General features: G+C 69.4%; 19 protein-coding genes. 12 read left to right on the top strand and 7 right to left on the bottom strand.

The window, feature by feature from the left end; genetic code table 11:
• Positions 1-150 precede the first annotated feature (150 nt).
• The 3 genes from ACIQCZ_RS29020 (at position 151) to ACIQCZ_RS29010 (ending at position 3,533) form a co-directional block, all read left to right on the top strand.
• The gene (locus tag ACIQCZ_RS29020; RefSeq protein WP_351083796.1) at positions 151-1,590 is read left to right on the top strand and encodes a gamma-aminobutyraldehyde dehydrogenase; all 1,440 of its coding nucleotides are present in this window, start codon (positions 151-153) and stop codon (positions 1,588-1,590) included.
• 182 nt (positions 1,591-1,772) lie between these two features.
• A complete protein-coding gene (locus ACIQCZ_RS29015; protein ID WP_376463514.1) occupies positions 1,773-2,936 on the top strand; it encodes a PotD/PotF family extracellular solute-binding protein in 1,164 nt (387 codons plus the stop codon).
• A 51-nt stretch (positions 2,937-2,987) separates the two neighbouring features.
• Positions 2,988-3,533: a hypothetical protein gene (locus tag ACIQCZ_RS29010; RefSeq protein WP_402286315.1), complete on the top strand. Its 546-nt coding sequence runs from the start codon at positions 2,988-2,990 to the stop codon at positions 3,531-3,533.
• 1 nt (position 3,534) lies between these two features.
• On the opposite strand, the gene ACIQCZ_RS29005 is transcribed toward ACIQCZ_RS29010, so the two are convergent.
• The 4 genes from ACIQCZ_RS29005 to ACIQCZ_RS28990 form a co-directional block, all read right to left on the bottom strand.
• The gene (locus ACIQCZ_RS29005; RefSeq protein ID WP_402286313.1) at positions 3,535-3,708 is read right to left on the bottom strand and encodes a hypothetical protein; all 174 of its coding nucleotides are present in this window, start codon (positions 3,706-3,708) and stop codon (positions 3,535-3,537) included.
• Between the two features lie 145 nt (positions 3,709-3,853).
• Positions 3,854-4,687, bottom strand: coding sequence for an SAM-dependent methyltransferase (locus tag ACIQCZ_RS29000; RefSeq protein WP_402286311.1), 834 nt, complete (start codon positions 4,685-4,687; stop codon positions 3,854-3,856).
• A gap of 37 nt (positions 4,688-4,724) precedes the next feature.
• On the bottom strand, positions 4,725-5,429 hold the full coding sequence (locus tag ACIQCZ_RS28995; protein WP_402286309.1) for a glycerophosphodiester phosphodiesterase: 705 nt from the start codon (positions 5,427-5,429) through the stop codon (positions 4,725-4,727).
• 22 nt (positions 5,430-5,451) lie between these two features.
• A complete protein-coding gene (locus ACIQCZ_RS28990; protein WP_402286306.1) occupies positions 5,452-6,486 on the bottom strand; it encodes an adenosine deaminase in 1,035 nt (344 codons plus the stop codon).
• 132 nt (positions 6,487-6,618) lie between these two features.
• Between ACIQCZ_RS28990 and ACIQCZ_RS28985 the strand changes: the two genes are divergently transcribed.
• A complete protein-coding gene (locus tag ACIQCZ_RS28985) occupies positions 6,619-7,329 on the top strand; it encodes a DUF4190 domain-containing protein (RefSeq protein ID WP_402286304.1) in 711 nt (236 codons plus the stop codon).
• A 106-nt stretch (positions 7,330-7,435) separates the two neighbouring features.
• On the opposite strand, the gene ACIQCZ_RS28980 is transcribed toward ACIQCZ_RS28985, so the two are convergent.
• Complete coding sequence (locus ACIQCZ_RS28980; protein WP_402286700.1) at positions 7,436-7,975, bottom strand: NADAR family protein; 540 nt, start codon at positions 7,973-7,975, stop codon at positions 7,436-7,438.
• A gap of 215 nt (positions 7,976-8,190) precedes the next feature.
• Between ACIQCZ_RS28980 and ACIQCZ_RS28975 the strand changes: the two genes are divergently transcribed.
• The 8 genes from ACIQCZ_RS28975 (at position 8,191) to ACIQCZ_RS28940 (ending at position 18,161) form a co-directional block, all read left to right on the top strand.
• A complete protein-coding gene (locus ACIQCZ_RS28975) occupies positions 8,191-9,705 on the top strand; it encodes a gamma-aminobutyraldehyde dehydrogenase (protein ID WP_402286301.1) in 1,515 nt (504 codons plus the stop codon).
• Between the two features lie 43 nt (positions 9,706-9,748).
• Positions 9,749-10,999, top strand: a complete 1,251-nt coding sequence (locus tag ACIQCZ_RS28970; RefSeq protein WP_376284449.1) for a spermidine/putrescine ABC transporter substrate-binding protein — start codon at positions 9,749-9,751, stop codon at positions 10,997-10,999.
• Positions 11,000-11,051: 52 nt separating this feature from the next.
• Positions 11,052-12,200, top strand: a complete 1,149-nt coding sequence (locus ACIQCZ_RS28965) for an ABC transporter ATP-binding protein (RefSeq protein WP_402286299.1) — start codon at positions 11,052-11,054, stop codon at positions 12,198-12,200.
• On the top strand, positions 12,197-13,126 hold the full coding sequence (locus ACIQCZ_RS28960; protein WP_402286296.1) for an ABC transporter permease: 930 nt from the start codon (positions 12,197-12,199) through the stop codon (positions 13,124-13,126). Before ACIQCZ_RS28965 ends, ACIQCZ_RS28960 begins: the two co-directional genes overlap by 4 nt.
• The gene (locus ACIQCZ_RS28955; RefSeq protein WP_093899058.1) at positions 13,126-13,926 is read left to right on the top strand and encodes an ABC transporter permease; all 801 of its coding nucleotides are present in this window, start codon (positions 13,126-13,128) and stop codon (positions 13,924-13,926) included. Before ACIQCZ_RS28960 ends, ACIQCZ_RS28955 begins: the two co-directional genes overlap by 1 nt.
• Before the next feature lie 186 nt (positions 13,927-14,112).
• A complete protein-coding gene (locus ACIQCZ_RS28950) occupies positions 14,113-15,528 on the top strand; it encodes an NAD(P)/FAD-dependent oxidoreductase (protein WP_402286293.1) in 1,416 nt (471 codons plus the stop codon).
• Between the two features lie 137 nt (positions 15,529-15,665).
• Positions 15,666-16,127 (top strand): hypothetical protein, encoded by a 462-nt coding sequence (locus ACIQCZ_RS28945; RefSeq protein ID WP_402286291.1) that lies wholly within the window; start codon positions 15,666-15,668, stop codon positions 16,125-16,127.
• A 207-nt stretch (positions 16,128-16,334) separates the two neighbouring features.
• Complete coding sequence (locus tag ACIQCZ_RS28940; RefSeq protein WP_402286288.1) at positions 16,335-18,161, top strand: chitinase; 1,827 nt, start codon at positions 16,335-16,337, stop codon at positions 18,159-18,161.
• Here the strand turns inward: ACIQCZ_RS28940 and ACIQCZ_RS28935 are convergent.
• Positions 18,112-18,927, bottom strand: a complete 816-nt coding sequence (locus ACIQCZ_RS28935; RefSeq protein WP_402286286.1) for a phosphatase PAP2 family protein — start codon at positions 18,925-18,927, stop codon at positions 18,112-18,114. The two genes, ACIQCZ_RS28940 and ACIQCZ_RS28935, sit on opposite strands and share 50 nt — an antisense overlap.
• 148 nt (positions 18,928-19,075) lie before the next feature.
• Positions 19,076-20,416 (bottom strand): 4-aminobutyrate--2-oxoglutarate transaminase, encoded by a 1,341-nt coding sequence (gene gabT, locus ACIQCZ_RS28930; RefSeq protein ID WP_351083830.1) that lies wholly within the window; start codon positions 20,414-20,416, stop codon positions 19,076-19,078.
• Positions 20,417-20,555 lie beyond the last annotated feature (139 nt).

The following is a 20,555-nucleotide window of genomic DNA, read 5'->3' as shown; positions in this document are numbered from 1 at the left end:
TCTGGCAACCCCAGATCGATGAAATTCGTTGTCTGAGGGTCTCGATATCACTGAATCCGAAGTTCGCGGCGGGTAGGCATGTCGAAAGCGACACCCGAGCGACTACGCTGGTCATCTCATCCACTGGACGTGTCGACAGGAGGGGTGGTTGTGACCACCGAGGTGCGCCGTCTGCGCAACTACATCAACGGAGAATTCCGGGACGCCGCTGACGGGCGGACCATCGACGTGGTCAACCCGGTGACGGAAGAGGTCTACGCGACCTCGCCGCTCTCCGGCCAGGCCGATGTCGATGCCGCGATGGACGCCGCCGCGGCCGCCTTCCCCGCCTGGCGGGACGCCACGCCCGCCGAGCGCCAGAAGGCCCTGCTGAAGATCGCGGACGCCTTCGAGGAGCGCGCCGAGGACCTCATCGCCGCCGAGTCGGAGAACACGGGCAAGCCGATCGAGCTGACCCGCACCGAAGAGATCCCGCCGATGGTGGACCAGATCCGCTTCTTCGCGGGCGCCGCGCGCATGCTCGAAGGCCGCTCGGCCGGTGAGTACATGGAGGGTCTCACCTCCATCATCCGCCGCGAGCCGGTCGGCGTCTGCGCGCAGGTCGCGCCGTGGAACTACCCGATGATGATGGCCGTCTGGAAGTTCGCCCCGGCGCTCGCCGCGGGCAACACCGTCGTCATCAAGCCGTCCGACACCACCCCGGCGTCGACCGTGCTGATCGCCGAGATCATCGGGCAGATCCTCCCCAAGGGCGTCTTCAACGTCATCTGCGGCGACCGCGACACCGGCCGTGCGATGGTCGAGCACGCGACCCCGGCGATGGCCTCCATCACCGGTTCGGTACGGGCCGGCATGCAGGTCGCCGAGTCCGCCGCCAAGGACGTCAAGCGGGTCCACCTGGAGCTCGGCGGCAAGGCCCCGGTCGTCGTGTTCGAGGACACCGACATCGCCAAGGCCGTCGAGGGCATCTCCGTCGCGGGCTACTTCAACGCGGGCCAGGACTGCACGGCCGCGACCCGGGTCCTGGTCCACGAGTCCATCCACGACGAGTTCGTCACCGCCCTCGCCAAGGCCGCCGCCGACACGAAGACGGGGCAGCCGGACGACGAGGACGTGCTGTACGGCCCCCTCAACAACGCCAACCAGCTGAAGCAGGTCAGCGGCTTCATCGAGCGGCTCCCCGCCCACGCCAAGGTCGAGGCGGGTGGCCACCGGGTCGGCGAGAAGGGCTACTTCTACGCCCCGACCGTCGTCTCCGGCCTCAAGCAGGACGACGAGATCATCCAGAACGAGGTCTTCGGCCCGGTCATCACCGTCCAGAAGTTCACGGACGAGGCCCAGGCCCTGGAGTACGCCAACGGCGTCGAGTACGCCCTGGCCTCCTCGGTGTGGACCAAGGACCACGCACGGGCGATGCGGATGTCCAAGAACCTCGACTTCGGCTGCGTGTGGATCAACACCCACATCCCGCTCGTCGCCGAGATGCCGCACGGCGGATTCAAGAAGTCCGGCTACGGCAAGGACCTCTCCGCGTACGGCTTCGAGGACTACACCCGCGTCAAGCACGTCATGACCTCGATCGAGGACTGACCCTCGGTCAGCTGTCGCGCACGGCCCCGGGCTCGTTCCCGGGGCCGTTCCCGTGTCCCGGAACCCGCGGCGGAATCGACAGGGTGTGCGGACGGAGCGGCTGCCGCTGGACGGTTGGTCCATTGCCCGCGACGTCGCCCGACCGGCATCCTGCGCAGGTGCGAGCAACCCCGAAGAACCCCATGTCCCGCCGGTCCCTGCTGCGCGCCTTCGGGGCCACGGCAGCCGGTGTCACGATGGCCGGCTGCGGAGTGCCCGCCGCCTACGTGGCGCCCGGTGACCGCGCCGGACGCGACACCTCCGCGAGCGACCACTCCCTGCACTTCGCGAACTGGCCCCTGTACATCGACACCGATGACAAGAACGCTTCGAAGCGGCCCACCCTCGACGCGTTCGGCAAGCGCACCGGGATCTCCGTCACCTATACCGAGGAGATCAACGACAACGACGAGTTCTTCGGGAAGATCAGCCCGGCGCTGATGAACCACCAGGAGACCGGCCGGGACCTGATCGTCATCAGCGACTGGATGGCCGCCCGGTTCGTACGGCTCGGCTGGGTGCAGGAGATGGACCGGGCCAAGCAGCCCAACGTCGCCAAGTACCTGGATCCGCAGCTGCGTTCGCCCGCCTTCGACAAGGGCCGGACGCACAGCGTGCCCTGGCAGTCCGGGATCACCGGCATCGCGTACAACCGCAAGAAGCTCGGCCGCGAGATCAAGCACCTGAGCGACCTGTGGGCGAACGACCTGCGCGGCAAGGTGACGCTGCTGTCCGGGCTCGACGAGTCCTTCGCCCTCCTGATGCAGGGCAACGGCGTCGACATCACCCGCTGGAAGCGGGACGACTTCTACCAGGTGTGCGACCAGGTGGAGAAGCTGGTGAGGACGAAGCACATCCGCCGCTTCACCGGCAACGACTACATCAAGGACCTGTCGACCGGTGATGTGCTCGCCTGCCAGGCCTACTCCGGCGACGTCATCCAGCTCCAGGCCGACAATCCGGAGATCGAGTTCGTGGTGCCCGAGGAGGGCGCGGAGCTCTGGGCGGAATCGCTCATGATTCCCAACCTCGCCCGCCACAAGCGCAATGCCGAGAAGCTCGTCGACTACTACTACGAGCCGGAGGTGGCGGCGGAGCTGGCGACCTGGGTCAACTACGTCTGCCCCGTCCCGGCCGCCCGCGAGGTGCTGGCCTCCTCCAAGGACGAGGAGACCGCCGCGCTCGCCGAGGACCCGTTGATCTTCCCCGACGACGCGATGCGGCGACGGCTGGCGATCGCCCGCGACATCACGTCCGACGAGCGCACCGAGTTCGCCAAGAAATGGAACGCCGTCGTCGGACTGTGAGCCGACCGGGGCGGCGAGAACCGCCGGTGGACACGGGCGTACGCTGCGGACATGAGCGAGCGAAGAGCCCTGCTGAGGCGCATACGCGTGTGGTTGGCCGTCTTTGTCGTGTGTCTGGCGCTGAGCGGGCTGACCGCCTTCCCGCTCGTCCATGAACTCCACTGGGCCGAGGACCTGTTGAGGTCCTCGGCCTCTCCGGTTCCCGAGCACTTCCCGGCGCTGATGGAGTGGATCACCCGGGTCCGCACCGGTCTCGACGAGGCCGACGCGAAGTATCCCTTCGTGCTGTACGGCACCGACTGGCTGGCCTTCGCGCACCTCGTCATCGCAGTCGCCTTCTACGGCCCCTACCGCGACCCGGTCCGCAACATCTGGGTCATCGAGTTCGGCATGATCGCCTGCGCGGGGATCATCCCGCTCGCCCTGATCTGCGGGCCGATCCGCGGCATCCCCTTCTGGTGGTCCGTCATCGACATGTCGTTCGGGGTCTTCGGAGTGATCCCGCTGCTCCTCGTGCGACGCATGATCAAGCGGCTGGAGGCACTGCCGCGGACGCCGGACTTGGTCGTCGGACCCGCGGCCGCGGCAGGGGTCTGATTCACCCGGCCGACGGGGCGCCGAAGGCGGCCGCCACGATGTTCATCGCTGTGGCGTTCGTGCCCTCGCCCTTCGCGTCCGTCGCCCCCCGCACCGACACATCGCGTGGTGCGCGGCCCGCCGCCGGGCCACCGGCGGCAGCACGGTCGGCGTGGTCAGACCGTACGCCGCCCACGTCGCCTCCGGCAGCTCCGGGGCGCGAGGGACGACGAACGGCATGGCCACCGCGGCCAGCACCGGCAGCGCGACGGTGAGGTCGACGGCCCGGGGACCGACGCTGCGCGGCCCCCGGGCGCGGTCCCACATCCCCCGTATGCCCACTACGGCTTCCGCGCCACCGCGCCGAACTGGGCGACCTCCGCCGCGCCGGGCTCCGCGCGCCAGCGCGCGCAGGACACGATGCCCGGCTCCACGAGTTCGAGCCCGGTCAGGAACGAGGCGAACTCGGACCGGCTGCGCGCGGTGATCGCAGGGGTGGCGTTCTCGTTCCAGAAACGCATCGCCGCCTCGTTGCCCTCGCCGCCCAGTTCCAGCGTGGGATGGGTCAGCACCAGATGGCTGCCGGACGGCATCGCGTCCATCAGCTTCCGCACGATGTCCCGTGCCTCGCCGGTGTCGAGGACGAAATTGAGGATGCCGAGCAGCATGACCGCGACCGGCTTCCTCAGGTCCAGCGTCGGCTCGACGGCCCGCAGGATCTCCTCCGGGCGGCGGGCGTCCGCGTCGATGTACTCGGTCGCGCCCTCGGGCGAGCTGGTGAGCAGCGCGCGGGCGTGCGCCAGCACGATCGGGTCGTTGTCGACGTACACGACGCGGGAGTCGGGCGCGGTGTGCTGGGCGACCTCGTGCGTGTTGTCGGCGGTCGGCAGGCCGGTGCCGATGTCCAGGAACTGGCCGATCCCGGCCTCCCCGGCCAGATACCGGACGGCCCGCCCCAGGAACGCCCGGTCGGCGCGCGCCACTTCGCCGATGCTCGGATACATGCCGGTGACCTGGTCGCCGACCGCGCGGTCCACGGGGTAGTTGTCCTTGCCGCCGAGCCAGTGGTTCCAGACCCGCGCGTTGTGGGCGATGTCGGAACGGATCCGGTCGGGGACGGGGGCGGTGCTCTCTTCGGTCACGTCTCTGCTCCTCTGGCTCCGGGCGCCTGACATCACGCAGGATGCGGCGTGGTCCATGATGCCGGACCGATCAAGAGGGGCCGGTGGCACCGGAGTTGCCGAGGAGCGCGCGCAGGGCGTCGACCCGGTTGGTGGTGATCGAGTCGACGCCCTGGCGGACGAGGCGGCGCATGGTGCGCCTGGTGTCGACGGTCCAGGCCGAGACCAGCAGCCCGTCCGTGTGGAGACGGTCCGTCAGCTCCCGGTCCACCAGGCCGAACCGGTAGTTCAGCCACCGGGGCCTCACCGCGTCGAGCAGCACGGCGCGCGGCGGCGCGAGCGTCGTCCAGGTCAGCGCGATCTCGGCGGAGGGATCGGCGGCGCGCACCCGCAGCATGGCATCGGCGCCCGCGCAGTAGTACGCGCGCTCGCCGGCCCCGCAGTCGCGCACCACACCGACGGCCCTGCGCACGGAGTCGTCGGTGGAGTCGGGCAGATCGACCATGACGCGGTGCGTTCCGGCGGCGAGCAACGCCTCGCGCAGTGTGGGCACACCGCCCCCGGTCAGCTCGTCGAGCTCCTTGTGGGTCAGCCCGTCGAGCCGCAGGTCGTGGCCCCACAGCCGCTTCAGCGTGGCGTCGTGCAACAGCACCGGCACGCCGTCGCGGGTGACCCGGACATCGACCTCGACCGCGTCCGCCCCCCGTTCGAGGGCGGAGCGGATCGAGGGGAGCGTGTTCTCGCGGACACGGTAGGGATCCCCGCGGTGGGCTACGGCGGTGACAGTGGTGGCCATGGGGCCATTGTCGCCACCGGGGTCAGCGGCCCGCGCGTTCCAGCCAGTTCGCCGTGTACGTGTCGATCTCGGCTGCCAGCGCCCGCTTGCCGGCCGCGTCGAGGTACGACGCCTCGACCGCGTTCTTCGCCAGCGCCGCGAGACCCCGCTCGTCCAGACCGAGGAGGCGGGCGGCCACGCCGTACTCGTTGTTGAGGTCCGTGCCGAACATCGGCGGGTCGTCGCTGTTGATGGTGACCAGGACCCCGGCTTGCACCATCTCCTTGACGGGGTGCCGCTCGATGTCGGTCACCGCGCGGGTCGCGATGTTCGAGGTCGGGCAGACCTCCAGCGGGATGCGGTGCTCGGCGAGGTGGGCCAACAGCCTCGGGTCCTGGACGGAGTTGGTGCCGTGGCCGATGCGCTCGGCGCGCAGATGGGTCAGGGCGTCCCAGACGGTCTGCGGCCCGGTCGTCTCCCCGGCGTGCGGCACGGAGTGCAGGCCCTCGGCGATGGCCCGGTCGAAGTAGGGCTTGAACTGCGGGCGCTCCACGCCGACCTCCGGACCGCCGAGCCCGAACGAGACGAGCCCCTCGGGCCGCAGGTCCACGGCGAGCCGGGTGGTCTCCTCGGCCGCTTCGAGCCCGGCCTCGCCGGGAATGTCGAAGCACCAGCGCAGGACGACCCCGAGCTCGGCCTCGGCGGCCTTGCGGGCGTCCTCTATCGCCTCCATGAACCCCTGCTCCGGGATGCCGCGCCGGGTCGAGCTGAACGGGGTGACGGTCAGCTCCGCGTAACGGATGTTCTGCCGGGCCATGTCACGGGCGACCTCGAAGGTCAGCAGCCGGACGTCCTCCGGGGTGCGGATCAGGTCCACGACGGAGAGGTACACGTCGATGAAGTGACCGAAGTCGGTGAAGGTGAAGTAGTCGGCCAGCGCCTCGGGGTCGGTGGGCACCTTGGAGTCGGGGTGGTGCGCGGCCAGCTCGGCGACGATGCGCGGCGAGGCCGAGCCGACATGGTGGACGTGCAGTTCGGCCTTGGGCAGCCCCGCGATGAACGGGTGCAGATCGGGCATCGGATTCTCCGGAGGCGTGGGCGGTGCGGGTGCCGGCACGGTCGGCCGGGCAGCGGACGGGGATCATCGTAGGCCGGGTCCGGCGGCGGGGGGACGGGCCGTAGCATGACGGGACCACGATGGGGGAGGCCCATGTCAGACAACACAGAGCAGCCCGCGGGCGGGGCCGCGTCGCGCGATCCATGGGCTCTGCCGGACAGCAGGGTGCCACTGGAGAAGCCGGCCGGCGATCCCCGGCCGCCCGCTGTGCACGATCAGCAGACGGTGACGTCGATGCCGGGCGTCGGGGACGGCCCCGCGCCGGCCGTGGCACCGGGATTCGGCGCACCGGAGCAGACCGGGCCGGTGCCCGGACCGGGCCCCGCGTTCGGCCCCGGAGAAGTGCCGCCACCGCCCGTCGCACCGAACGGACCGGGCCAGCCGGTCCCGCCGGCCGCGGGGCAGTACGGCTACCCGGCCGCACCGGCCGCGCAGTACGGCGGCTACCCGGGATACCCCGGCTACGGCCAGACGTCATGGGGCGGGCCGGCGCCCGCGAACGGTCTCGGCATCGCAGCGATGGTGCTCGGCATCATCGCCGTCGCCGGGTTCTGCATGTGGGGCCTGGGGCTCGTTCTCGGTGTCCTCGCGCTGATCTTCGGCATCATCGGCCGAGGCCGGGTCAGGCGGAACGAGGCGACCAACGGCGGCATGGCGCTCGCCGGAATCATCCTCGGATCGATCGGCATCGTCATCAGCGGAGCGTTCCTCGCATTCATGATCTGGGGCATAGCGAGCGGCAACTTCGAGGAGGGCGGCACGACCGGCGACCAGACCGGCTACGAGGAGCCCTTCGCGTCGTAGCCCGTCGGTGTTCCTGCACCGAACCCTGCACTGACGACAGCAGTTCCCACCCGAGGGCCGGGTGGTCCGGACTCCGGACCACCCGGCCCTCGGGCATCCGGCCGTCTCATGCGGCGCGCAGGTGTGCCCGCGCGTCCATCAACGCGAAGCCCAGCAGATTCAGCCCCCGCCAGGTCGCCGGATTCTCCGCACGCGGGTCGTCCGCCGCCAGCCCTATGCCCCAGATCCGGTCCATGGGGCTCGCCTCGACCAGGACCCGGTCCCCGGTGTTCAGCAGGAACTCCCGCAGCTGAGGGTGGTGGCCGAACTTGTGGACACTGCCGGCCACCACCAGGGCGTACCGCTCGCGCACCCACACCGCCTCGTCGAAACCCCGGACCAGCCGCCCCACCTTCTTCGCCTGGGCCGGACTCTTCGCCGACACCGCCCGCTCCTGTGACTCCGTGTCGCCGAAGAGCCGTGCCTTGGCCGCCATCATCCAGTGCTCGGCCGACGCGTACGTCACGCCGTCGACCGTGAAGGGCGCCGGCCACCACTGACTGAGGCAGCTCGCACCGATGCGGCCGTCGGGCAGCGGGCGGTGCCCCCAGAAGCGCAGGTACTTCACCTTCTCGCCGCGCCCGGTCCGTGCCAGGAGATCCTTCATGTGTTCCATGACACGCGAGTCTGGCATCCGCCACGGACACTCCGTACGGGGAATTCCGCGCCGACGCGACACATGGTCGAAGGATTCCGTCGCGTAACCAAAAGGCAACAACGGAATCACTTGTTGGGGTCGATCCCCTCTGTCAGGATCGGCACTCAAATCGAGCAGAGACTACGCCGCCCCGCACTCCGGGGAACGCGGCGGAGGAGAACGTCATGGGCAACGGCATCCAGGTGCGGGACCGCTTCGCGGACGGCGCACAGTACATCGGCGGAAGGCTGCGGTCCGGTACATCGGGACGTCACCACGACGTGGTGGACCCGGCCACGGGCGAGACCGTCTACACCTACGAGCTGGCGGGCACCGCCGACGTCGACGCGGCCGTGGCCGCCGCACGGGAGGCGTTCCCCGGCTGGTCGGGCGCGACTCCCGCCGAGCGGGCCGAGGCGATGCACCGCTTCGCCGCCATCCTCGCCGAGCAGGCCGACGACTTCGCGTACGTCGAGTCCCTCCAGTGCGGCAAGCCGATCAAGCTCTCCACCGAGTTCGACGTGCCCGGCACCGTCGACAACACCTCCTTCTTCGCGGGTGCCGCCCGTCATCTGGAGGGCAAGTCGGCCGCCGAGTACGACGGCGACCACACCTCGTACGTACGCCGTGAGGCGATCGGCGTCATCGGCTCCATCGCGCCCTGGAACTACCCGCTCCAGATGGCCGCCTGGAAGGTCCTCCCGGCCGTCGCCGCGGGCAACACGATCGTGCTGAAGCCCGCCGAGATCACCCCGCTCACCTCGCTGATGTTCGCCCAGGCGGCCACCGAGGCAGGCATTCCGGACGGTGTGATCAACATCGTCACCGGTGCGGGCAAGGACGCCGGCGAGCACCTCGTCGGCCACCCGGACGTCGTCATGACCTCGTTCACCGGCTCCACCGCCGTCGGCAAGCGCGTCGCGGAGATCGCCACCTCCACCGTCAAGCGTCTCCACCTCGAACTCGGCGGCAAGGCCCCCTTCGTGGTCTTCGACGACGCCGACCTCGAAGCCGCCGTCCACGGCGCGGTCGCCGGAGCGCTCATCAACACCGGCCAGGACTGCACCGCCGCCACCCGCGCCTACGTCCAGCGCCCGCTGTACGACGCCTTCGTGCAGGGCGTCGCCGAGCTGATGGAGACCGTCCGGCTCGGCGACCCCTTCGACCCGTCGACCGACCTCGGCCCGCTGATCAGCCACGCCCAGCGGGACCGGGTCGCCGGATTCGTCGAGCGAGCCCGCGCCTACGCCACCGTCGTGACCGGCGGCGAGGCCCCAGGCGGCGAACTGGCGAACGGTGCCTACTACCGGCCGACCCTGGTCGCCGGAGCCGCCCAGGACAGTGAGATCGTCCAGTCGGAGATCTTCGGCCCGGTCCTGGTCGTGCTGCCCTTCGACACCGACGACGAGGGCATCCGCCTCGCCAACGACACCCCGTACGGACTCGCCGCCTCCGCCTGGAGCCGCGATCTGTACCGGGCGAACCGCGCCACGCGGGAGATCAAGGCCGGCTGCGTCTGGGTCAACGACCACATTCCGATCATCAGCGAGATGCCGCACGGCGGATACAAGGCCAGCGGCTTCGGCAAGGACATGTCGTCGTACTCCTTCGAGGAGTACACGCAGATCAAGCACGTCATGTACGACAACACCGCGGTCGCCCGCAAGGACTGGCACCGCACGATCTTCGGGGACCGATAACCCGGCCGACCCCCGGCCACACCCACCCGAAAGGGCAACGCGCATGGAGCAGTACGAGCCCGAGCGCCTCTCCGCGGCCCAGCTGGCCGCGATGCGGCGCAGCCTGACCAGTGGCCGGGGCGCCTTGACCCGCCGATCGCTGCTTCGCGCCTCCGGCCTGGGGGCGCTCGCGATCGGCGGGCTGGGCACGCTGAGCGCCTGCGGCATCCCGCCCGCCAAGCGGGAGGAGGATGCCGCGGCGGCCTCGGACGACCACTCGGCCCGGGAGAAGCAGATCAACTTCTCCAACTGGACCGAGTACATGGACGTCACCGACGACGGCAAGCACCGGCCCACCCTGGAGGCGTTCACCGAGCGCACCGGGATCCAGGTCAAGTACACCGAGGACATCAACGACAACGTCGAGTTCTTCGGCAAGATCAAGCCGCAGCTCGCGGCCGGCCAGGACACCGGCCGCGACCTCATCTGCGTCACCGACTGGCTGGCCGCCCGCATCGTCCGCCTCGGCTGGGCGCAGAAGCTCGACCCCTCGAACCTGCCGCACGCCTACGCCAATCTCTCGGGCCAGTTCCGCTCCCCGGACTGGGACCCCGGCCGCGCCCACTCGTACCCCTGGGCGGGCATCCCCACCGTCATCGCCTACAACTCCAAGGCGACCGGAGGCCGCAAGGTCGATTCCGTCAGCCAGCTGCTCGACGACCCGAAGCTCAAGGGGCGGGTCAGCTTCCTCTCGGAGATGCGCGACTCCATCGGGATGACCCTGCTCGACATGGGCAAGGACCCCGGCTCCTTCACCGACGCCGACTACGACGCCGCGATCGGCCGGCTCCAGAAGGGCGTCGACAAGAACCAGATCCGGCGCTTCACCGGCAACGACTACACGGCCGACCTCGACAAGGGCGACATCGCCGCCTGTGTCGCCTGGGCGGGCGACATCATCCAGCTCCAGGCCGGCAACCCGGACATCAAGTACGCCATCCCGGCCGCCGGTTACGTCATATCCAGCGACAACCTGCTCGTCCCGGTGAAGGCCCGGCACAAGACCAACGCCGAGAAGCTCATCGACTACTACTACGAACCGCCGGTCGCCGCCAAGCTCGCCGCGTACATCAACTTCGTCTGTCCGGTCGACGGGGTCCGCGACGAACTGGCACGGATCGACCGTGCGATGGCCGACAACGTCCTGATCCTTCCGGACAAGCAGATGGCGGCCAAGTCGCGAGCCTTCCGGTCCCTGACCGCCGAGGAGGAGACGGCGTACGAAGAGAAGTTCGCCAAGCTCATCGGCGCCTGACCACCTCGCCCTTCCTCCACGACCTCCCCTGACACCACTGGGACTGCGACCCATGACACAGCAGCAGACAGGCGGCGACGTCCGCCTCACCGGGATCAGCAAGACGTACGGCTCCTTCACCGCCGTCCAGCCGCTCGATCTGACCGTTCCGCAGGGCTCCTTCTTCGCGCTGCTCGGCGCGTCGGGCTGCGGCAAGACCACCACCCTGCGGATGATCGCGGGCCTGGAGGAGGCGACCACCGGCACCGTCTCGCTCGGCGGCCAGGACATCACCGACCTGCCCCCGTACAAGCGGCCCGTCAACACGGTCTTCCAGAGCTATGCGCTCTTCCCGCACCTCGACATCAGCGAGAACGTCGCCTTCGGCCTGCGCCGACGCGGCATCAAGTCGGTGAAGAAGCAGGTCGACGAGATGCTGGAGCTCGTCCAGCTCGGAGACTTCGCCAAGCGCAAACCGCACCAGCTCTCCGGCGGCCAGCAGCAGCGCGTCGCCGTCGCCCGCGCCCTGATCAACCACCCGCAGGTGCTCCTGCTCGACGAGCCGCTCGGCGCCCTCGACCTCAAGCTGCGCCGCCAGATGCAGTTGGAGCTCAAGCGCATCCAGACCGAGGTCGGCATCACGTTCATCCACGTCACCCACGACCAGGAGGAGGCCATGACCATGGCCGACACCGTCGCGGTGATGAACGGGGGCCGGGTCGAGCAGCTGGGCGCCCCCGCCGACCTGTACGAGAACCCGAGGACGACCTTCGTCGCCAACTTCCTCGGCACGTCGAACCTGATCGAGGGCGAGATCGTCTCCGCGGACACGGACGTCGTCGTGACGGTCGGCGGCGGAAAGCTGCGGCTGCCCACCGGGCGATGTACGGCCCCGACCGCGAACGGCGGCAAGCTGCTGCTCGGCGTACGCCCCGAGAAGATCTCGCTCGCGCACGCCGACGACGCGGACGCGATAGCCGACGGCCGCAACCGGGTCACCGGCCGGATCGTCGACTCCAGCTTCATCGGTGTGTCGACGCAGTACGTGGTGGAGAGCCCGGCGGGCAAGGCGCTCCAGGTGTACGAGCAGAACATCGAGAGGGACGCCCGTCTCGTCCCCGGTGCCGAGGTCGTCCTGCACTGGAACCCGGCGCACACGTTCGGTCTGGACGCCGCCCAGGACATCGACGCCGGTGTGGAGACGGTGGAGGACGCGGCGTGACCGTCACCAAGGAGGCGCCACCCGCCGCGCCCGTCACGGAACCGAAAGTGCGCAAGGCCTCCACCCGCAAGCGCCTCGTCCCCTACTGGCTGCTGCTCCCCGGCATTCTGTGGCTCGTCGTCTTCTTCGCGCTGCCGCTGGTCTACCAGGCGTCGACCTCCGTACAGACCGGATCCCTGGAGAAGGGATTCGAGGTCACCTGGCACTTCCAGACGTACTGGGACGCGCTGAAGGACTACTACCCGCAGTTCATCCGGTCCCTGCTGTACGCGGGCACCGCCACGATCCTGTGCCTGCTGCTGGGCTACCCGCTCGCGTACCTCATCGCCTTCAAGGCCGGGCGCTGGCGCAATGTCGTCCTCGTGCTGGTCATCGCGCCGTTCTTCACCAGCTTCCTGATCCGTACGCTCGCCTGGAAGACGATCCTCGCGGACGGCGGCGCGGTCGTCGACGTACTGAACACCCTGCACATCCTGGACGTCACCAGTTGGCTGGGCTGGACCGAGTCGAACCGCGTCCTGGCCACGCCGATGGCGGTGGTCTGCGGTCTCACGTACAACTTCCTGCCGTTCATGATCCTGCCGCTCTACACCTCGCTGGAGCGGATCGACGGCAGGCTGCACGAGGCGGCCGGCGATCTGTACGCCACACCCGCCACCACCTTCCGCAAGGTGACCTTCCCGCTCTCGATGCCGGGCGTCGTCTCCGGAACGCTGCTGACGTTCATTCCGGCCAGCGGTGACTACGTCAACGCGGAACTGCTGGGCTCCACCGACACCAAGATGGTCGGCAGCGTCATCCAGACCCAGTTCCTGCGCGTCCTCGACTATCCGACGGCGGCCGCGCTCTCCTTCATCCTCATGGCGGTCGTCCTGATCATGGTCACCGTCTACATCCGCCGCTCCGGGACGGAGGACCTGGTCTGATGCCCGTACTGCGCTGGATCCGCCGGAATCTGATCGTCATCGCGGGTCTGCTGACCCTCGCCTACATGATCCTTCCGAACATCGTCGTGATGGTGTTCTCGTTCAACAAGCCGAAGGGGCGCTTCAACTACGCCTGGCAGCACTTCTCGCTGGACGCCTGGAAGGACCCCTGCGGCGTCGCCGACATGTGCGGCTCGCTCTCCCTGTCCCTGCAGATCGCCACCTGGGCCACCGTCGGCGCGACCGTCCTCGGCACGATGATCTCCTTCGCGCTGGTCCGCTACCGCTTCCGGGCGCGCGGCGCGATCAACTCGCTGATCTTCCTGCCGATGGCGATGCCCGAGGTCGTCATGGCGGCCTCGCTGCTCACGCTCTTCCTCAACATGGGCGCACAGCTGGGCTTCTGGACGATCCTCATAGCGCACATCATGTTCTGCCTGAGCTTCGTCGTGACGGCCGTCAAGGCACGGGTGATGTCGATGGACCCGCGACTGGAGGAGGCGGCCCGCGATCTGTACGCGGGCCCCGTGCAGACCTTCCTGCGGGTGACGCTGCCGATCGCCGCCCCCGGAATCGCGGCGGGAGCGCTGTTGGCCTTCGCGCTCTCCTTCGACGATTTCATCATCACCAATTTCAACGCGGGCTCCACCGTGACCTTCCCCATGTTCGTCTGGGGATCGGCACAGCGCGGCACGCCCGTGCAGATCAACGTCATCGGTACGGCGATGTTCATCATTGCGGTACTGGTGGTTGTCGTCGGCCAGCTCATCGCGAACCGGCGGAAGAACACCGCACGCTAAGGGCTGTCCCGTGATCCCCGGCGGGCATGCGACGACGGCTACGGCACCTCGCCGCGTTGTCGGAACGTCCACATACATCCAGTACGCGGACGCCCCTCCGCCTTGCGATGCACCGCATCCGACCGCGCGCTGCTCCACCGCGGATTGCGGGACAGCCCTTGGAAAGCCCTGAAGGAGTTGGAAACCATGGCCCCAGCTGCCATGCGTACTGCTGCACGATCACTCTCCGACGCCAAGCCGGTCTCGTTCTGGCTGGACGACCCCGGCAGGCCCGACGCGCTCCCCGCGCTCACCGGCGACGAGCACTGCGATCTCCTCGTCATCGGCGGCGGCTACAGCGGGCTGTGGACCGCGCTGATCGCCAAGGAACGCGACCCGGAGCGGGACGTCGTACTGATCGAGGGGCACGAGGTGGGCTGGGCCGCCTCGGGCCGCAACGGCGGATTCTGTGCCGCTTCCCTCACCCATGGTCTGCCCAATGGTCTGGAGCGCTGGCCGGACGAGATCGCGAAGCTGGAGGAGCTGGGCGAACGGAACCTCGACGCCATCGAGGCCGCCGTCGCCCGCTATTCCATCGACTGCGAATTCGAGCGGACCGGCGAAATCGATGTCGCCACCCAACCGCATCAGCTCGAAGAGCTTCAGGAATGGCACCAGGAGGCAGAAAAGCTCGGCTTCACCGGGCTGGAATTCCTGGACCGGGACGCGCTGCGCGCCGAGGTCGACTCGCCCACGTTCCTGGGCGGTCTCTGGGACCGGCGCGGGGTCGCCATGCTGCATCCCGCCAAGCTGGCCTGGGGCCTGAAGCAGGCCTGTCTCGACCTCGGGGTGCGTATGTACGAGCACACCCGGGGCCTCGAACTGGCCAGGTCCACCACCTCGATGGCGGTCCGCACGCCGTACGGGAGGGTCTTCGCGCGCCGTGTCGCGCTCGGCACGAACATCTTTCCGTCGCTGGTCAAGCGGGTACGCCCGTACACCGTGCCGGTCTACGACTACGCGCTGATGACCGAACCGCTCACCGCCGACCAACTGGCCTCGATCGGCTGGCAGAACCGGCAGGGGCTGGGCGACAGCGCCAATCAGTTCCACTACTTCCGGATGTCGGCCGACAACCGGATTCTGTGGGGCGGCTATGACGCGATCTATCCGTACGGGGGCCGGCTGAGCGCCGATCTCGATCAGCGTCCGGAGACCTTCCTCAAGCTCGCGGGCCAGTTCTTCGATTGCTTCCCGCAGCTTGCCGGGGTTCGTTTCAGTCACGCCTGGGGCGGGGCGATCGACACCTGTTCCCGCTTTTCCGCATTCTTCGGTACGGCCCATCAGGGCCGGGTCGCCTATGCCGCCGGATACACCGGGCTCGGTGTCGGAGCCACCCGTTTCGGGGCCGATGTGATGCTCGATCTGCTGGCGGGCGAGAAGAATGAGCGGACCACTCTGGAAATGGTCCGCAGCAAGCCGATGCCCTTCCCGCCGGAGCCCTTCGCCTGGGCCGGGATCGAACTCACCAAGAGGTCCCTCGCCCGGGCGGACGACAACGGCGGGCACCGCAACCTGTGGCTGCGGACGATGGACCGGCTGGGGCTCGGCTTCGACAGCTGAGCACGGACCGGCGCGACGTGACCAGGGTCACCCCGGACGGGTGGCCCGAAGTCGCGTAATAGATCATCACCACCCCTCTCTCCCGTGTGAACGCACCGGCAACGCATGGCCGGTGCACACGGGATTGGAGGCCGGTCATGGCTTGCGCGGGGGCCGAAGCAGCAGTCGAGTGGCTCGCATCGGTGGCACCGGACCCCGACGCCTGCCGGAAGGAGTGGGAGCGCGATCCCCGGGGGATCGCGCTCCTTCCCGCGGGCAGGCGCTGGGACGTACTGATTCTCCCGGGGGAGCTGGGTCATCCCACGCTCGATGTGCTCACCCGGCTCGTCGACCGGCCCGGGCCGGTCCTCTCCGATCTGAGCGAAGCCCGCATGGGCTTCTTCGTGCCCCCGGGCACCGCCGCCCGCTGGGTCGGCACAGGCGTACGGGGGGCGGGGCAGGGGACCTGGATCGTGGCGCCGTACCCCGGGCGGGAGGCCGCCGGTGCGGTGCGCTGGCTGATTCCGCCCGACGGCACGGGCACGCTCAACGACGCCATGGTCCTGGAGCTCGCGATGCATGAGGCGGCGGCCGCACGGGCCGAGATCCGCGGGGACTGACGGGCCCTGAACGAGGGACGCCGAGAGCGAGGGCGGCCGGGTCCGGCTGTGGGCGGACGCCGACGGCCGGACCCACCGCGGCCGGGGAGCGGCGACGCGGACCGGGACCCGGGTGCGGCCGGGCCACTGACAGAGGTCTTGACAACCTGATTGGTCTGGACCATGTTGTGGCCGCCGCACTCAATTCCCCCATGCACGGAGGCCGTTGTGGAACGCACGGGACCCCCCGCCCGATTTACCGGATTTCTGGCCGCCTTCTCGGCCGCCCTGCTCGCCGCGGGCGGCCTCGCCGCCACCGCACCGTCCGCCGCCGCCGCGGACTCCGATCTGATGCGCAACGGCGGCTTCGAGGCGGGCCTGGACGGCTGGAACTGCACCGGCGGCAGCGGAGCCGTCGTCAGCACGCCTGCCCACAGCGGGACTTCGGCGCTCAAGGCGACCCCGGCCGGCAGCGACAACGCCAAGTGCACCCAGTCCGTGACGGTCAAGCCGGACTCCACGTACACGCTGAGCGCCTGGGTGCAGGGCAGTTACGTCTACCTCGGCGCCGACGGCACCGGCACGACCGACGTGTCCACCTGGACGCAGTCGGCGGCCGACTGGAAACAGCTGACCACCACGTTCAGGACCGGCCCGGCCACCACCTCCGTCACCGTCCACACCCACGGCTGGTACGGCACCCCCGCCTACTACGCCGACGACGTCAGCCTGGTCGGACCGGGCGGCGACCCGGTCGCGCTCCCCGCCGTCCCCGCCGGGCTGAAGGCCGGCACGGCCACCGCCTCCTCGGTCGACCTCTCGTGGGCCGGTTCCTCGGGGGCCACCGGCTACAACGTCTACCGGGGCGGCACGAAGGTCCTCTCGGTCACCGGCACCTCCGCGACCGTCACGGGGCTGGCCGCCTCGACCGCGTACAGCTTCCAGGTCGCCGCGACCAACTCCGCCGGTGAGTCCGCCAAGTCCGCCGCGGTCTCCGTCACCACGACGGCGGGCGGGGGCGGCGGCACCGGCGGCGGCCTGCCCGCGCACGCACTCGTCGGCTACCTGCACTCCAGCTTCGCCAACGGCTCCGGCTACACGCGCATGGCGGACGTGCCCGACTCCTGGGACGTCATCGACCTCGCCTTCGGCGAACCGACCTCGGTCACCTCGGGCGACATCCGCTTCTCGCTCTGCCCGGTCACGGAGTGCCCGAACGTCGAGTCCGTGGCCGAGTTCAAGGCGGCCATCAAGGCCAAGCAGGCCGCGGGCAAGAAGGTGCTGATCTCCATCGGCGGCCAGAACGGCCAGGTGCAGCTCTCCACCACCACCGCCCGTGACACCTTCGTCTCCTCGGTCAGCAAGATCATCGACGAGTACGGTCTCGACGGCCTCGACATCGACTTCGAGGGTCACTCGCTCTCGCTGAACACCGGCGACACCGACTTCCGGAACCCCACCACTCCGGTCATCGTCAACCTGATCTCCGCGGTGAAGACGCTCAAGGCGAAGTACGGCGACAAGTTCGTCCTCACCATGGCCCCCGAGACCTTCTTCGTGCAGCTCGGCTACCAGTACTACGGCTCGGGCCCCTGGGGCGGCCAGGACCCCCGCGCCGGCGCCTACCTCCCGGTCATCCACGCACTGCGCGACGACCTGACCCTGCTGCACGTCCAGGACTACAACTCGGGCTCGATCATGGGCCTGGACAACCAGTACCACTCGATGGGCGGCGCGGACTTCCACATCGCCATGACCGACATGCTGCTCGCCGGATTCCCGGTGGCCGGGGACCGGACCAAGGTCTTCCCCGGGCTCCGACCCGACCAGGTCTCCATCGGCCTGCCGGCCTCCACCCAGGCGGGCAACGGCTACACCGCCCCCGCCGAGGTGACCAAGGCGCTGAACTGCCTGACGAAGAAGACCGACTGCGGTTCGTACGCCACCCACGGGACATGGCCCGGGCTGCGCGGACTCATGACGTGGTCGATCAACTGGGACCGCTTCAACAACGGGGAGTTCGCGAAGAACTTCGACGCCTACTTCGGCAGCTGAGGGCCCACGGCAGGAGCAGCGGGCCGCACAGGAACCAGCTGCCCAGCACGTCCAGCGGCCAGTGATAGCCGCACAGCACCAGACCGATGCCCGTCGCCGTTGTCAGCGAGACAGCGGCGACGGGCATCATCCACGGCCGGCGCACATACGGCGCGACCAGCAGCGCCGCCGTCCCGTACGCCACCGCGGCCGTCGCCGCGTGGCCGGACGGGTAGTAGCCGGTGGCGTCGGTCAGCGGTCCCGGACGGGCGATCCAGGCCTTCAGAGGGACGATCAGCAGGGGCACCGTCGCCATGGTGAGCGCCGCGCACAACGGCTCGCGGCGTGCGCCGCGCACCAGGGCCCAGACGATCGCGCAGCCCAGCACCGGGAGCGCGAGCTGCATATTGCCGAGATCGGCGAGGAGTTCGGTCAGCCGGCCGGGGCCGTGTCCGACGACGGCACGTCCGGTCCGCTCGTCCAGGCCGCGCAGCGGACCGGCGGCCGCGACCTGCCAGGTGGTGAGCGCGAAGAGAGCGAGGAAGGACGTCACCAGAGAGACGAGAAGAGCCGGCCGCCCGAGAACAGGGGGGGTGGTTCCGGGGCGGCCGGTCGGATCGGTTTGCCGCGCGCCCCGGGGGGTTTGGGGCGAGCGGCCATCCGATCGGTGAGGAGTTCCGGAGCCGAAGGCCCCAGTGGTGTGCGCGAAGGCACGGCCGGGAAGGTGCTGGGGAAGCTCCGACCCGGCGTCGCCGGCAGTCCCCTGCGGGCGGGGTGTTTCTCTCATCTGCAGAAACCGTACGTCAGCCGATGGGGGACCGACAGACGGAAACGGATCCCGCCATCGGCCCCCCACACACTCTTCACAGGCCCACACGCGGCCCCCCTGCAACCCCGACGGAACGGCTTCTGCCACCGCCGGGGGTTCGTACAGATCAGATCTGGCCGAAAGCCTGCTCGATGACGTCGAGGGCCTCGTTCAGCAGATCCTCGCCGATCACCAGCGGCGGGAGGAAGCGCAGGACGTTGCCGTACGTGCCGCAGGTGAGGACCAGCACGCCCTCCGCGTGGCAGGCCTTGGCGAGCTTGGCGGTGGCCTCCGGGTTCGGGTCCTTCGTGCCGGACTTCACCAGCTCGATCGCGATCATCGCGCCGCGGCCGCGGATGTCACCGATGACATCGCCGTTCGGCAGCTTCGCCTGCATCTCGGCGAGGCGGCCCTTCATGACCTCCTCGATGCGCTTCGCCTTCCCGTTCAGGTCCAGCTCGCGCATCGTCTCGATGGCACCGAGCGCGCCCGCGCAGGCCACCGGGTTGCCGCCGTAGGTGCCACCGAGGCCACCGGAGTGCGCGGCGTCCATGATCTCGGCGCGGCCCGTCACGGCGGAGAGCGGGAGACCGCCCGCGATGCCCTTGGCGGTGGTGATCAGGTCCGGGACGATGCCCTCGTCCTCGCAGGCGAACCACTGGCCGGTACGGCAGAAGCCGGACTGGATCTCGTCGGCGACGAAGACGATGCCGTTGTCCTTGGCGAACTGGGCGATCGCCGGGAGGAAGCCCTTGGCCGGCTCGATGAAGCCGCCCTCGCCGAGCACCGGCTCGATGATGATCGCGGCGACGTTGTCCGCGCCGATCTGCTTGGTGATCTGGTCGATGGCCTGGGCGGACGCCTCCGCACCGGCGTTCTCGGCACCGGTCGGCCAGCGGTAGCCGTACGCCACCGGCACCCGGTAGACCTCGGGCGCGAACGGCCCGAAGCCCTGCTTGTACGGCATGTTCTTGGCGGTCAGCGCCATCGTGAGGTTGGTGCGGCCGTGGTAGCCGTGGTCGAAGACGACGACCGCGGAGCGCTTGGTGTAGATGCGGGCGATCTTCACCGCGTTCTCGACGGCCTCGGCGCCCGAGTTGAACAGCGCGGACTTCTTGGCGTGGTCGCCCGGCGTCAGCTCGGCGAGCTGCTCACAGACCTCGACGTACCCCTCGTACGGCGTGACCATGAAACAGGTGTGGGTGAAGTCGGCGAGCTGCGCGGACGCACGGCGTACGACGGCCTCGGCGGAGGCGCCGACCGAGGTCACGGCGATGCCGGAACCGAGGTCGATCAGACGGTTGCCGTCCACGTCCTCGATGATCCCGCCACCGGCGCGGGCGGTGAACACCGGCAGGGTGGAGCCCACACCAGCGGCCACCGTCGAGAGGCGGCGGGCCTGCAGCTCCACCGACTTCGGGCCGGGAATGGCAGTGACGACGCGGCGCTCCTGCGGAATTGCGGTCATGAGGGGCTCCTGTGGGGTGTTTCGGACGCTTCTCTGTCTGCAGGCTATGGGCGGGGCCCGGGGTCCGGCATGTTCCGTTCGGGAGTGGTGGCCGGACGCGGTTGTCCGTCACGGACATAGCGAGGGGGTTTCGGGCCGG

Source organism: Streptomyces sp. NPDC093149 (genome assembly GCF_044754145.1).
Lineage (GTDB): Bacteria > Actinomycetota > Actinomycetes > Streptomycetales > Streptomycetaceae > Streptomyces.
Note: the sequence above shows the minus strand (reverse complement) of the source record. Positions and strands in the feature narration are given on the sequence as shown.

Excerpts from the sequence above, each read along its gene's own strand:
- ACIQCZ_RS29015 (WP_376463514.1), top strand. The coding sequence starts at position 1,773 with ATGTCCCGCCGGTCCCTGCTGCGCGCCTTCGGGGCCACGGCAGCCGGT.
- ACIQCZ_RS29010 (WP_402286315.1), top strand. The coding sequence starts at position 2,988 with ATGAGCGAGCGAAGAGCCCTGCTGAGGCGCATACGCGTGTGGTTGGCC.
- ACIQCZ_RS29000 (WP_402286311.1), bottom strand. The coding sequence starts at position 4,687 with ATGTCAGGCGCCCGGAGCCAGAGGAGCAGAGACGTGACCGAAGAGAGC.
- ACIQCZ_RS28995 (WP_402286309.1), bottom strand. The coding sequence starts at position 5,429 with ATGGCCACCACTGTCACCGCCGTAGCCCACCGCGGGGATCCCTACCGT.
- ACIQCZ_RS28990 (WP_402286306.1), bottom strand. The coding sequence starts at position 6,486 with ATGCCCGATCTGCACCCGTTCATCGCGGGGCTGCCCAAGGCCGAACTG.
- ACIQCZ_RS28985 (WP_402286304.1), top strand. The coding sequence starts at position 6,619 with ATGTCAGACAACACAGAGCAGCCCGCGGGCGGGGCCGCGTCGCGCGAT.
- ACIQCZ_RS28980 (WP_402286700.1), bottom strand. The coding sequence starts at position 7,975 with ATGAAGGATCTCCTGGCACGGACCGGGCGCGGCGAGAAGGTGAAGTAC.
- ACIQCZ_RS28975 (WP_402286301.1), top strand. The coding sequence starts at position 8,191 with ATGGGCAACGGCATCCAGGTGCGGGACCGCTTCGCGGACGGCGCACAG.
- ACIQCZ_RS28970 (WP_376284449.1), top strand. The coding sequence starts at position 9,749 with ATGGAGCAGTACGAGCCCGAGCGCCTCTCCGCGGCCCAGCTGGCCGCG.
- ACIQCZ_RS28965 (WP_402286299.1), top strand. The coding sequence starts at position 11,052 with ATGACACAGCAGCAGACAGGCGGCGACGTCCGCCTCACCGGGATCAGC.
- ACIQCZ_RS28955 (WP_093899058.1), top strand. The coding sequence starts at position 13,126 with ATGCCCGTACTGCGCTGGATCCGCCGGAATCTGATCGTCATCGCGGGT.
- ACIQCZ_RS28950 (WP_402286293.1), top strand. The coding sequence starts at position 14,113 with ATGGCCCCAGCTGCCATGCGTACTGCTGCACGATCACTCTCCGACGCC.
- ACIQCZ_RS28945 (WP_402286291.1), top strand. The coding sequence starts at position 15,666 with ATGGCTTGCGCGGGGGCCGAAGCAGCAGTCGAGTGGCTCGCATCGGTG.
- ACIQCZ_RS28935 (WP_402286286.1), bottom strand. The coding sequence starts at position 18,927 with ATGAGAGAAACACCCCGCCCGCAGGGGACTGCCGGCGACGCCGGGTCG.
- gabT (WP_351083830.1), bottom strand. The coding sequence starts at position 20,416 with ATGACCGCAATTCCGCAGGAGCGCCGCGTCGTCACTGCCATTCCCGGC.